Source organism: Klebsiella sp. C239 (genome assembly GCF_048822715.1).
GTDB lineage: Bacteria > Pseudomonadota > Gammaproteobacteria > Enterobacterales > Enterobacteriaceae > Klebsiella > Klebsiella quasipneumoniae.
Genome location: NZ_JBMEZK010000010.1, coordinates 1 through 12,273, shown reverse-complemented (window position 1 = coordinate 12,273; position 12,273 = coordinate 1). Strand labels below are relative to the sequence as shown.

Sequence of the window (12,273 nt, the reverse complement as noted above, 5' to 3'; positions counted from 1 at the left end):
GCCACCGAGGATGGGTAGTTTATCCGACTCTCTCCAGCCCCAGCATGCCTCGCGCCTGGATAAAGCACAGCAGCAATACACCCCACAGCGCCATCGTCAGATAGGGACTGATACCGAGGATATTGAACCCACTCTCAATAATCTGCAGCAGAAACAGCGCTAGCACCATCCCGACGATGCGCCCGCTGCCGCCATCCGGATTCACGCCGCCAAGCACCGCCGCGAGGATCGACACCAACAGATACGATTCTCCATAAGACGCTTTGGCTGAGTTCAGCTTCGACATCATCAGAAACGCGGCCACAGCGCAGAGCAGGGCCGAGATGACATATACCCACATCAACACCCGTCGGGTATTGATCCCGGAATAATGGGTCGCCCGCTCGTTGGATCCGATCAACATGATCGCCCGACCCAGCGGGCTTTTCTCCAGCAGCACCCACAGCCCGATCGCCACCACCGCAAAAAGCCACATTGGTAGCGGAATACCAAACCACTGGGCATGATTCAGCCACAGCACCCACTGAGGATAGTTAGCGATGGCGCTGCCGCCGGTGATCAAAATATTTATCCCTTTGAGCAGGGTCATCATACCGAGGGTAGCCAGGATCGGCGAAACACGGATCCCGGCGATCAGTATCCCGTTGCACAGGCCAATGATCATCGCCGCCCCTCCGCCGGCCAGCAGCGTCGCCAGCGCAGTGGCGGCACCCGGTGGATAGCTTGTCGCTACCCAGGCCATCACCAGCGAGCAGGCATTGGCGGTCGCGATAATTGACAGATTAATGCCGCCGCAAAGCATGGTCATTGCCATCGCCAGCGCCAGGATCCCCAACACCGGCATTTGCGAGGCAATCGACTGGAAATTAGTGACAGACCAGAAGATGTTTGGCATGGCAATGCTAAAGGCGATAACCGTCAGCAGCAGCAGGCCGATCAGGTAAAACTCAACGTTATTGCGCCATGATTTTTTCATAACAAGCTCCGGTTCTGATGCTGGCTCCAGGCCGTTACGCTGATACTGACGACGATGATCGCCCCGGTAATCAGGGTCTGCCAGTAGGAGGAGACCCCCAGCAGGTTCAGGCCGTTCTGCATCACCGCCAGTAAAATCACCCCCAGCAGCGTACCGGTTAGGGATCCGCGCCCGCCAATCAGGCTGGTACCGCCCAGCACCACCGCGGCCAGCACCGTCAGCTCATAGCCCAGCAATGCATCCGGCGCGACAGTCATCACTGTCCATGCCTGCACGACACCTGCGGCCCCCGACATCAGCCCCATGTAGCCATAAACGAACAACTGCAGGCGGAGCACACTGAAGCCGACGCGGCTGGCGGATTCCCGGTTGCCGCCCATGGCATAGATCTTGCGGCCAACGGTGGTGAAATTCATGATAAAGGCGGTCAACAACACCACCGCTATCATCGTCAGCAGCGGCAGCCCCAGGCCGTAATCGTAACCATCGGCATCGGTGTATTTGAACAGCATGACCCCCTTTTCAAACCACGGGGGGAAGTCATAGAGCCAGACACCTTTGCTTAACCACAGCAGCAAACCGTAGAAAATATTGAGCGTGGAAATGGTGATAATGATCGAGGGGACCCGCAGACGATTGACCAACAGCGCGTTAACCAGCCCCAGTAGCACGCCGATACCGCCGGCAAGCACAAAGGCCACCGCGAAGTTGCCGCCCACTTTTTGCAGCATCACTACCATGCCGTACTGGGCGATAATGGTCATGGCCGGGAAGGAGATATCAATCCCGCCGGCGATCAGCACCACGAACAGGCCACAGGCGAGGATAGTCAGCATCGCGTAGTTATTAGCGAGGTCGTAAATATTACCGAAAGTGAAAAATTCCTCACTGCGCCAGCCCAGCATCAGGCACAGCGCGATAATAAACATACCTAACCAGAATTCATGTTGTTTCAACAGATTAGCCATTAACCACCTCCGCTATCTGCTGTTGGTTACTGCTGTCCGGCAGGAAGCTATGTGTCAATTCGCCCCGCTTCATCACCAGGATGCGATGACTCTGGTACCACGCCTCTTCGATCTCGTCACAAATCATCAGCACGGCGATGCCATGGGCAGCCAAATCGCTGATGATATGATAGATCCCGGCTTTGTTTGCGATATCCACCCCCACCGTCGGGCTATCAAGGATCAGCAGCTTAGGGGCGATCGCCAGCCATTTGGCGATAGAGACGCGTTGGGCATTGCCGCCGGAGAGGGTATTCACCGGCAAATGCGTATCTGACGCTTTAATGGTCAACGCGTTGACCATTCTCGTGACCAGTTGCTGAGCTTTACTGTCACTCAATAGTCCGCAAGTGCCTTTCACTTTATGAAACACCGTGCTGATGATGTTATTTTCAATCGACTGACTCATCACCAGGCCGCGTGACATACGGTCCTCAGAGACATAGCCGATACCGTGGCGGATAGCGTCCTGATTGCTACGCAACCGCACCGGTTGGCCATTTATCAGGATCTCGCCGCTGTCGGGGCGGGTCATGCCGAAAAGGCTCAGGCACAACTCTGTTCGCCCCGCACCCAGCAGGCCGACTATCGACACCACTTCTCCGGCTTCGACCTTCAGAGAGACGTTGTGATATTCCCCCTTGCGGCTGAGATTGCGCACTTCCAGTACCGGCGTGCTGCCCTTCCCTTGCCACAGGTCGCGCACCTGATAATCAAACTCCTGGCCCGTCATCAGAAAACCGAGTCGCCGAGTAGTCACCTCTGCCGCCGGTAAGGTACCGACCAGATTGCCATCCTTCAGCACGCTGATGCGATCCGATACGGCCATGACCTCTTCCAGACGGTGGCTAACAAAGACGATGCAGATCCCCCTCTCACGTAGCTGGCGCACGACATTCAGTAGCCCTTCCACTTCCTGATGGGTCAATGAGGCCGTGGGTTCATCCATAATGATAAGCTGGGCGTCCTGCGCCAGCGCGCGGCAGATCGCCACCAGCTGGCAGCGGGCGATGGAGAGCGACTCAACGGTGGCATCAAGCGGCAGCGAGACGTTAATACTCCGCATCGCCTGCTCCGCACTGCGCCGCAGTTCGCTGCGCTTTACCAGCACGCCGCGGTGATAGTGGTTGATGGCAATGTTCTCCCACACGCTGAGATTGGGAAACAGCGACAGATCCTGATAAATCACCTGGATCCCATGGGCGACAGAGGCCGCAGGCGTCAGTCTGGGCCACGTCTTGCCGCCCAGCTCCATCGCCGCGCCCTCATCCGGGCGATAGACGCCGGAGATAATTTTGATCAACGTCGACTTCCCGCAACCGTTCTGCCCGGCTAGGCAGTGTACTTCCCCGGGCATAAAATCGATGCTGATATCATTGAGCGCGCGGTTGGCGTGGAAGGTTTTGCTGACGTGACGAAGGGAAAGGAAAGGTTCCATAACATCCCCTGGCAGGTTAAGCCGGGGCGCCAGGCGCCCCGGAAGATGGATTAGTAGAGCGAATCAATATTGTCTTTATTTACCAGCAGCACTTTATGGAAGCGGATAATATGCTTGTCGCTATCGACATCCGCTTTACCGAGCTCTTTCAGTTCAAATCCTGGCTCAATGGATTTGCCGTTCAGCAGGGTGCTGGCGACGGCCGCGAGGGCATAGCCGGCTGTCGCCGGATCGTAGGTAATGCCTTCTGTAATATCACCACTCTTAATGAGGGAGGCCGCCTGCGATGGGATCATCATCCCGTAGACCGCAACTTTGTTTTTCGCACGCTTCTCTTTCACCGCGCGCCCCGCGCCAATCGGACCATTCGAACCAAAAGAGACCACCGCTTTCAAATCCGGGTAAGTTTTCATTAGATCGAGCGTGGTACGGCGGGAATCATCAACACTTTCCGCTACCGGCATGCGGCGGGTGACTTCATGCATGTCCGGATAATGCTCTTTTTGGTATTTCACCAGCAGATCGGCCCACAGGTTGTGCTGCGGTACCGTAAGACTACCTACATAGATAACGTAGCCGCCTTTGCCACCCATCCGCTTGGCCATATGCTCCACATATTCAGCGGCGAACTTCTCGTTATCGATGATCTCCACATCCCAGTTGGCGCTCGGCTGCCCGGGCGATTCGTTGGTCAGCACGACGATGCCGGCGTCACGGGCTTTTTTGAATACCGGCTCCAGCACGTTGGCATCGTTAGGCACGATAGTGATGGCATCCACTTTACGTGCAATCAGGTCCTCAATAATTTTCACCTGCTGCGGCGCGTCGGTGCTGGACGGCCCAACCTGAGAGGCGTTGAGGTTAAACTCTTTCCCAGCCTGGACTACCCCTTCACCCATCCGGTTAAACCATGGCATGCCATCTACTTTTGAAATATTGACTACCGTTTTTTCCGCCGCATATACCGGCGCGGAAATAAGCGCAGCCCCCAACAGCAAGGATGAAAAAATATTAACGACCAGACGTTTATGCATAATAATTAGCCTCAATACGTTGTAGTCAGACAGGGGTATGACGCAAAATGGAAAAAAGATATAAATAGTAATAATGTTAATAATTTAGAAGAGAATAAACACAAGCTGTAACAGCAGACAGGTAATATCCAGCTATAAATATGGATAATAATACTATAATCCTGTGACGTGAGCCTTTTCACAAAAAGCCTGCAACATACTTTATTGTTCCATAATAATTATCAGGTCTATGAGAAAACCTATTTTCCCGTCTGGTCATTTACCGCAAAACAACAAAAAAATAATACCAGAAAAATCATATGGTTTTTGATTGCGCTCTTGGCCTATTCCGTGGCAGGATAAAAAGATGAACAGAAACGCGATCGTAACCTATCCCCGCCGTTGGTGGCTGCCTGCATAACAGGCGGCACGATACACGTTTCCATTTTCAAAGCCGCCGGAAGGCGGCTTTGGTGTTTTCAGGACGTCTTTCGGCTGAACAGTCTGATAAGGAGTCCCTGATGAACCATCCGCAAACCATCCTCACTGGCGACCGCCCCACCGGCCAGCTACATCTTGGCCACTACGTCGGCTCGCTGCGCCAGCGCGTCGCGCTGCAGCACGACCACCAGCAGTTTATCCTTATCGCCGACCTGCAAGGGCTCACGGACAACGGCAGCAACCCGCAAAAAATAAGCCATCATATTCTCGAAGTGATGGCCGATTATCTGGCCGTCGGCATTGACCCCAGGCTCACCACGCTCTGCCTGCAGTCCGCCCTGCCCGCGCTGGCGGAGCTCAGCGCGCTGTATATGAATATCGTCACCGTCGCCCGCGTGGAACGTAATCCGACGGTCAAAAATGAGATTGCCCAGAAGGGATTCGCCCGTTCGCTGCCGGTGGGCTTTCTCGCCTATCCGATTAGCCAGGCGGCCGATATCACCGCCTTCAAAGCCGAACTGGTGCCAGTGGGCGACGATCAGCTACCGATGATTGAGCAGACCAACGAGATCGTCCACAAGATGAATAGCCTCACCGGCGAACCGGTGCTGCGCCACTGCAAGGCGCTACTCAGCGAAGTGAGCCGCCTGCCGGGCGTCGACGGCAACGCCAAAATGTCGAAATCGCTGGGCAATACGCTGACGTTATCGGCCAGTGAAGAGGAGATCCACCGCGCGGTCAGCGCGATGTATACCGACCCGACGCACCTGAGAGTCAGCGATCCGGGGCATGTCGACGGCAACGTGGTGTTTACCTATCTCGACGCTTTCCATAGCGATAAGGCACTGGTGGCTGAGATGAAAGCCCACTATCAGCGCGGCGGGCTGGGGGATCGCCAGTGTAAAAATGAACTGGAAACCTGCCTGCAGGCGCTCCTGGCGCCGATCCGCGAACGGCGGGCCACCTTTATTCAGGATAAAGGGATGTTGCTGGAATTGTTGCGTCAGGGCAGCGAGCGCGCCCACCAGTTGACGCAGCAGACGCTGCATGAGGTGAAACGAGGTCTGGGGCTGCCGGTCCTGTTCTGAGGTGGTGAAAGGTTTCCGGTAGTGGATATTTTGTTAACGCGTCGACAAGACCCTGCCTTTCATGTGGACAACACCGCCGCGGATGTTACTATCACGTTAACGGTAGCTCTCACTATGCGTGTTTCATTAAGGCCAGGATCGCTGATGATGACCACATAAGTAGTACAGCGTTCGGCTGCGCATCGACGCGGTAGAGCGCTGCGTCAGCGGCCCTTCCCCACTCATTCGTCCTTCGCAAGGAGGACGCTCCGCCCGTCGGAGAAGACACGCGTATCACTTCGCACAGGGAATCAAGCGAGTCGCGTATGGACAAAATAAAGAAACGTTGGACAGGGTATTTTGTCGGCTTACTGGTGGTACTCGCCGCCGCAGCATGGTGGCTGCTGCGCCCGCCGGACCTCCCGGAGGGTTTTGCCAGTAGCAACGGACGAATCGAAGCCACCGAGGTGGATATTGCCAGCAAAATCGCCGGGCGTATCGACACCATTCTGGTCAAAGAGGGTCAGTTCGTGCACCAGGGAGAGGTGCTGGCGAGAATGGATACCCGGGTACTGAACGAGCAGCGTCTTGAAGCCGCCGCGCAAATCAAGGAAGCGGAAAGCGCGGTCCTGGCCGCCAGAGCCTTGCTCGATCAGCGGCAAAGTGAAATGCGCGCCAGCGAAGCGGTAGTGAAGCAGCGTCAGGCGGAGCTCGACTCCACGGCGAAACGTCACGTCCGCTCGCACACTCTCTCCCAGCGCGGCGCCGTCTCCGCTCAGCAACTGGATGACGATCGCGCGGCGGCGGAGAGCGCTCGCGCGGCGCTTGAGTCGGCGAAAGCCCAGGTCTCTGCCGCCCGCGCCGCCATCGAGGCCGCCCGCACCAGCATTATTCAGGCGCAAACCCGCGTCGAAGCCGCCCAGGCGACCGAGCGGCGGATCCTCGCCGATATTGACGATAGCGAGCTGAAAGCCCCCCGCGACGGCCGCGTTCAGTATCGCGTCGCCGAGCCCGGCGAAGTGCTGGCCGCCGGTGGCCGGGTGCTGAACATGGTCGATCTCGCCGACGTCTATATGACTTTCTTTCTGCCCACCGAACAGGCAGGCCTGCTGGCGCTCGGCAGCGAAGCGCGCTTGATCCTCGATGCCGCTCCGGATCTGGTGATCCCGGCCAATATCAGCTTTGTCGCCAGCGTCGCCCAGTTCACGCCGAAAACGGTGGAGACCCGCGACGAGCGTCTCAAACTGATGTTCCGCGTCAAAGCGCGTATCCCGCCGGAGCTGCTGGCGCAGCACCTGGAGTATGTCAAAACCGGTCTGCCCGGCATGGCTTACGTGCGGCTGGATAACCAGCAGTCCTGGCCTGAAGCCCTGACGGTGAGGTTGCCGCAATGATACTGACGCCACAGGATACCTCGCCCCCCGTCGCCCGGCTGGACAACGTTGGCCAGCGCTTCGGCATCACCGTGGCGCTGCGGGATATCAGTCTGGCGATCCCGGCGCGGCGCATGGTCGGCCTGATTGGCCCGGACGGCGTCGGCAAATCGAGCCTGCTCTCTCTCATCGCCGGGGCGCGGGCCATTGAGCAGGGTAACGTGATGGTGCTCGGCGGGGATATGCGCGACGTTCATCACCGCCGCGAGGTGTGCCCGAAGATTGCCTGGATGCCGCAGGGGCTGGGGAAAAACCTCTATCACACCCTTTCGGTGTATGAAAACGTCGACTTCTTCGCCCGCCTGTTTGGCCACGATAAAGCCGAACGCGAATCTCGTATCAACGAGCTGCTGCAGAGCACCGGGCTGGCGCCGTTTCGCGATCGCCCGGCGGGTAAGCTCTCCGGCGGGATGAAGCAAAAGCTGGGGCTCTGTTGCGCCCTTATCCACGACCCGCAGCTGCTGATCCTCGATGAACCCACCACCGGCGTCGACCCGCTTTCCCGGGCGCAGTTCTGGGAGCTTATCGACAGCATTCGTCAGCGCCAGCCGGAGATGAGCGTACTGGTGGCTACCGCCTACATGGAAGAGGCTGAGCGCTTTGACTGGCTGGTGGCGATGAACGCCGGCGAGGTGCTGGCGACCGGTACCGCTGCGGAGCTGAAAGCGCAGACCGGCAGTCAGACGCTGGAGCAGGCGTTTATCGCCCTGCTGCCGGAAGCGCAGCGCCAGGCGCATAAGGCAGTGGTAATCCCGCCGCGCGACGACCGCGAGGAAGAGATCGCCATCGAAGCCCGTGGGCTGACCATGCGCTTTGGCGACTTCGTCGCCGTCGACCACGTTAACTTCCGCATCGCCCGCGGTGAAATCTTCGGCTTCCTCGGCTCCAACGGCTGCGGCAAATCCACCACCATGAAGATGCTCACCGGCCTGCTGCCCGCCAGCGAAGGCGAAGCCTGGCTGTTCGGCCAGCCGGTCGACCCGAAAGATATCGCCACCCGCCAGCGGGTGGGCTATATGTCGCAGGCTTTCTCGCTCTATAGCGAACTGACCGTCCGGCAAAACCTCGAACTGCACGCCCGCCTGTTTCATATTCCGGACGGCGAGATCCCCGGTCGGGTGGCGGAAATGAGCGAGCGCTTCATGCTCAGCGAGGTGGAAGACGCCCTGCCCACCGCCCTGCCGTTGGGCATCCGTCAGCGTCTGTCGCTGGCGGTGGCGGTCATCCATCGCCCGGAAATGCTGATCCTCGACGAACCCACCTCCGGGGTCGATCCGGTGGCACGGGATATGTTCTGGCAGCTGATGGTCGACCTCGCGCGTCAGGATCGGGTGACCATTTTTATCTCCACCCACTTTATGAATGAGGCAGAACGCTGCGACCGCATCTCGCTGATGCACGCCGGCAAGGTGCTGGCCAGCGATACGCCGCAGGCGCTGGTCGAGCAGCGCGGTGCCGCCAGCCTCGAAGAGGCGTTTATCGCCTGGCTCCAGGAGGCGCAGCCAACCGCCGCAGCTCCTGAGGAACCTGCGCCTGCTGCAGCATCCCATCCAGAACGCGCGGCCCCGCGCCAGGCCTTCAGTCTGCAACGGCTGTTCAGCTACAGCCGCCGCGAGGCGCTTGAGCTGCGCCGCGATCCGGTGCGCTCGACGCTGGCGCTGCTGGGAACGGTGATCCTGATGTTTATCATGGGCTACGGGATCAGCATGGACGTCGAGGATCTGCGCTTTGCGGTACTCGACCGCGATCAAACCCTCAGCAGTCAGGGCTGGTCGCAGAATATCGCTGGCTCACGTTACTTTATTGAACAGGCGCCGCTGCGCAGTTACGATGAGCTCGACCGGCGGATGCGCGACGGCGAGCTGGCGGTGGCGATAGAGATCCCGCCGAACTTTGGCCGCGATATCGCCCGCGGCACGCCGGTGCAAATCGGCGTCTGGGTGGATGGCGCAATGCCAAACCGCGCGGAAACGGTGCGCGGCTACGTGCAGGCCTTGCATCTGGCCTGGCTGCAGGAGATGGCCGCCCGGCAGAGCAGTCCGCAGCGCGCTACCTCTCTCATCTCCATTGAGACCCGCTATCGCTATAATCCGGACGTGAAGAGCCTGCCGGCCATCGTCCCGGCGGTGATCCCGCTGCTGCTGATGATGATCCCGGCGATGCTCAGCGCCCTGAGCGTGGTACGCGAGAAGGAGCTCGGGTCGATCATCAACCTGTACGTGACGCCGACCACCCGCAGCGAATTCCTGCTCGGCAAGCAGGTGCCTTACATCGTACTGGGAATGTTTAACTTCTTTTTGCTGTGCGCGCTGTCGGTCTTCGTCTTTGGCGTATCACATAAGGGCAGCTTCCTGACGCTGAGCCTGGCGGCGCTGCTCTATGTCACCATCGCCACCGGACTGGGACTGCTGATCTCAACCTTTATGAAGAGCCAAATCGCCGCCATCTTCGGCACCGCCATCATTACGCTCATCCCGGCGACCCAGTTCTCCGGGATGATCGATCCGGTGGCGTCGCTGGAAGGCCCCGGGCGCTGGATTGGACAAATCTACCCGACCAGCCACTTCCTGACTATCGCCCGCGGCACCTTCTCCAAGGCGCTGAATCTCAGCGATTTGTGGGGCTCCTTTATTCCCCTACTGATTGCGGTGCCGCTGGTGCTCGGGCTGAGCGTGTTGCTGCTGAAGAAACAGGAGGGGTGATGCGCGGATTACGTAATATTTATAACCTCGGCGTTAAAGAGCTGCGCAGCCTGCTGGGTGATAAAGCGATGCTGGCGCTGATCGTGTTTGCTTTTACCGTGTCGGTGTACTCCTCAGCTACGGTGATGCCCGGCTCGCTGCACCTGGCGCCGATTGCGGTTGCCGATATGGATAAGTCGCAGCTCTCTTCACGCATCATTAACGCTTTCTACCGCCCCTGGTTTCTCGAACCGGAGCTGATCACCGCCGATGAGATGGACGCCGGCCTGGATGCCGGGCGCTACACTTTCGCCATCAATATTCCGCCAAATTTCCAGCGCGATGTGCTGGCCGGCCGCCAGCCGGAAGTGCAGGTCAACGTCGACGCCACGCGCATGAGCCAGGCCTTTACCGGCAACGGCTATATCCAGAATATTATTAACGGCGAAGTAAACGGCTTCATTGCCCGCTACCGGGAGAACAGCGTGCTGCCGGTAGAGCTGGCGGTAAGAATGCGCTTTAACCCTAACCTGGAACAGGAGCGCTTTGGCGCGGTGATGGCGATCATCAACAACATCACCATGCTGGCTATTGTCCTCACCGGCTCGGCGCTGATCCGCGAGCGCGAGCACGGTACCATCGAGCACCTGCTGGTGATGCCGGTTACGCCGTTTGAGATCATGATGGCCAAGATCTGGTCGATGGGGCTGGTGGTGCTGGTGGTCTCCGGGCTGTCGCTGCTGCTGATGGTTCAGGGGATTTTGCAGGTGCCCATTGAGGGGTCGATTCCTCTGTTTATGCTGGGGGTGGCGCTCAGCCTGTTCGCCACCACCTCGATCGGCATTTTTATGGGCACCCTCGCCCGCTCGATGCCGCAGCTGGGGCTGCTGATGATCCTGGTGCTGCTGCCGCTGCAGATGCTCTCTGGCGGCTCCACGCCGCGGGAAAGTATGCCGCAGCTGGTTCAGGATATCATGTTGACCATGCCGACCACCCACTTCGTCAGTCTGGCGCAGGCGATTCTGTACCGCGGCGCCAGCTTCAGTATCGTCTGGCCGCAGTTCTTAACCTTGCTGGCTATCGGAGCGGTGTTCTTTACTATCGCCCTGCTGCGTTTTCGCAAAACGATTGGTCAGATGGCGTAAGGGCTTAAGAAGGGCCGTCGACTCCCGGCGGCCCGAATGGTTTATTTGTGGCGATTCATAAAGTGGCGAAGACCCCAGGTGAAGGCCATCGCCATGCTGAAGAGAATGAACAGCAGCACCACCCAGCTGATGGAGATGCGCAGCAGCGTGCCGGGGGTCATAAACGGCTGCAGATAGACAGTGAAGGACTGGGCGGGTGATTTCCCCAGCAGTTCATACAGGTTATCCGTCAGCCACACGCCGACCCGGCAGAACAGCCAGATTATCGCTGGCCAGCAGAGCAGCACCAGAAAGGTAAAGCGCTCCTGAAGGTAGGTGAAGAGCCGGCGCAACGGCGACCAGTTAAGCAGGATTTTCATTTCTATTCTCATATTGCCAGCCGATAACCAGTGCAGATAGCGCAAGGTACGTCGGACAGCATCCATACAGGCAATCATCCCTCTTTGTATATCAAATTTGCTGTCATATAAACCAGATCAAGTTAACAAAGTGTTAATGATATAGCGCATCAAGCCCAAAAACCGGCAAGATGCATACCCATTGTTGCAATAAATGGGGAATGAAGACCTCAGCGGCGGAAATAATTTCGTAATTTCGCTAACGCGTTAATATCCCGAAAGAAGAAGCAGCGCTATTATTTCGCAGAGCGCAAGATAATAGCGCTGAAATAGAGAGAGATATTTAACCGTAGCTACTGATAATTATTTTTCGACTCGTATCATTGGATAAATTCACGGTACGAGCGACCACACCACGCGCGTAATTCTCAGTATTTTACGAGGCAAAAAGATAGGTATTTTTCCCGCAGCGTTGCAGAGGTTGTTTATTCACCATACCCGTGTTGCAGGTTTCTGACACCACCCGCCCGGAGAGCGTCAGCCTGGCGGGTTAGCGAAGCAGTAGCAGGACTTCAGGCGATATTTTTCCCTGACTTGTCCGCGCCATAGGAGGGGCGTAGCCCCATGTTGAATCCGTAGCCCCGGTAAGCGCAGCGCCACCGGGGAGGCGTACCCCACACAGCAAAAAACCCCGCACCTTTCGGGACGGGGTTCTTTTTAAACGCAAAAACAAG

General features: G+C 57.8%; 10 protein-coding genes. 4 read left to right on the top strand and 6 right to left on the bottom strand.

Features of this window, described 5'->3' with window-relative positions:
- Positions 1-19: 19 nt before the first annotated feature.
- The 4 genes from ACOI6Z_RS22200 to ACOI6Z_RS22185 are packed head-to-tail and all read right to left on the bottom strand — an operon-like array spanning position 20 to position 4,455.
- Complete coding sequence (locus ACOI6Z_RS22200) at positions 20-976, bottom strand: ABC transporter permease (RefSeq protein WP_023291825.1); 957 nt, start codon at positions 974-976, stop codon at positions 20-22.
- Entirely contained in the window at positions 973-1,944 is a 972-nt protein-coding gene (locus ACOI6Z_RS22195; RefSeq protein WP_102006292.1) for an ABC transporter permease, read from the bottom strand. Before ACOI6Z_RS22195 ends, ACOI6Z_RS22200 begins: the two co-directional genes overlap by 4 nt.
- A complete protein-coding gene (locus tag ACOI6Z_RS22190) occupies positions 1,937-3,421 on the bottom strand; it encodes a sugar ABC transporter ATP-binding protein (protein ID WP_142763571.1) in 1,485 nt (494 codons plus the stop codon). The genes ACOI6Z_RS22195 and ACOI6Z_RS22190 overlap by 8 nt, the downstream gene beginning before the upstream one ends.
- Before the next feature lie 50 nt (positions 3,422-3,471).
- Positions 3,472-4,455 carry an autoinducer 2 ABC transporter substrate-binding protein gene (locus ACOI6Z_RS22185; RefSeq protein ID WP_023291822.1) on the bottom strand — a complete coding sequence of 328 codons (984 nt, stop codon included), beginning with the start codon at positions 4,453-4,455 and terminating at the stop codon, positions 3,472-3,474.
- A gap of 500 nt (positions 4,456-4,955) precedes the next feature.
- On the opposite strand from ACOI6Z_RS22185, the gene trpS reads away from it, so the two are divergent.
- The 4 genes from trpS to ACOI6Z_RS22165 all read left to right on the top strand — a co-directional run bounded on the left by trpS (position 4,956) and on the right by ACOI6Z_RS22165 (position 11,201).
- A complete protein-coding gene (gene trpS / locus ACOI6Z_RS22180; RefSeq protein WP_072421090.1) occupies positions 4,956-5,963 on the top strand; it encodes a tryptophan--tRNA ligase in 1,008 nt (335 codons plus the stop codon).
- 305 nt (positions 5,964-6,268) lie between these two features.
- Positions 6,269-7,336 carry an HlyD family secretion protein gene (locus ACOI6Z_RS22175; protein ID WP_117129198.1) on the top strand — a complete coding sequence of 356 codons (1,068 nt, stop codon included), beginning with the start codon at positions 6,269-6,271 and terminating at the stop codon, positions 7,334-7,336.
- Complete coding sequence (gene rbbA / locus ACOI6Z_RS22170) at positions 7,333-10,077, top strand: ribosome-associated ATPase/putative transporter RbbA (protein ID WP_420687518.1); 2,745 nt, start codon at positions 7,333-7,335, stop codon at positions 10,075-10,077. Before ACOI6Z_RS22175 ends, rbbA begins: the two co-directional genes overlap by 4 nt.
- Positions 10,077-11,201 (top strand): ABC transporter permease, encoded by a 1,125-nt coding sequence (locus ACOI6Z_RS22165; protein WP_048336335.1) that lies wholly within the window; start codon positions 10,077-10,079, stop codon positions 11,199-11,201. Before rbbA ends, ACOI6Z_RS22165 begins: the two co-directional genes overlap by 1 nt.
- Before the next feature lie 41 nt (positions 11,202-11,242).
- Here ACOI6Z_RS22165 and ACOI6Z_RS22160 read toward each other — a convergent pair whose 3' ends face one another.
- On the bottom strand, positions 11,243-11,560 hold the full coding sequence (locus ACOI6Z_RS22160) for a hypothetical protein (protein WP_004204117.1): 318 nt from the start codon (positions 11,558-11,560) through the stop codon (positions 11,243-11,245).
- Between the two features lie 415 nt (positions 11,561-11,975).
- Positions 11,976-12,080 carry a DUF2574 family protein gene (locus ACOI6Z_RS22155; RefSeq protein ID WP_139229447.1) on the bottom strand — a complete coding sequence of 35 codons (105 nt, stop codon included), beginning with the start codon at positions 12,078-12,080 and terminating at the stop codon, positions 11,976-11,978.
- Between the last annotated feature and the right edge of the window lie 193 nt (positions 12,081-12,273).

Excerpts from the sequence above, each read along its gene's own strand:
- ACOI6Z_RS22160 (WP_004204117.1), bottom strand. The coding sequence starts at position 11,560 with ATGAAAATCCTGCTTAACTGGTCGCCGTTGCGCCGGCTCTTCACCTAC.
- ACOI6Z_RS22190 (WP_142763571.1), bottom strand. The coding sequence starts at position 3,421 with ATGGAACCTTTCCTTTCCCTTCGTCACGTCAGCAAAACCTTCCACGCC.
- ACOI6Z_RS22200 (WP_023291825.1), bottom strand. The coding sequence starts at position 976 with ATGAAAAAATCATGGCGCAATAACGTTGAGTTTTACCTGATCGGCCTG.
- trpS (WP_072421090.1), top strand. The coding sequence starts at position 4,956 with ATGAACCATCCGCAAACCATCCTCACTGGCGACCGCCCCACCGGCCAG.
- ACOI6Z_RS22185 (WP_023291822.1), bottom strand. The coding sequence starts at position 4,455 with ATGCATAAACGTCTGGTCGTTAATATTTTTTCATCCTTGCTGTTGGGG.
- ACOI6Z_RS22195 (WP_102006292.1), bottom strand. The coding sequence starts at position 1,944 with ATGGCTAATCTGTTGAAACAACATGAATTCTGGTTAGGTATGTTTATT.
- ACOI6Z_RS22175 (WP_117129198.1), top strand. The coding sequence starts at position 6,269 with ATGGACAAAATAAAGAAACGTTGGACAGGGTATTTTGTCGGCTTACTG.
- ACOI6Z_RS22165 (WP_048336335.1), top strand. The coding sequence starts at position 10,077 with ATGCGCGGATTACGTAATATTTATAACCTCGGCGTTAAAGAGCTGCGC.
- rbbA (WP_420687518.1), top strand. The coding sequence starts at position 7,333 with ATGATACTGACGCCACAGGATACCTCGCCCCCCGTCGCCCGGCTGGAC.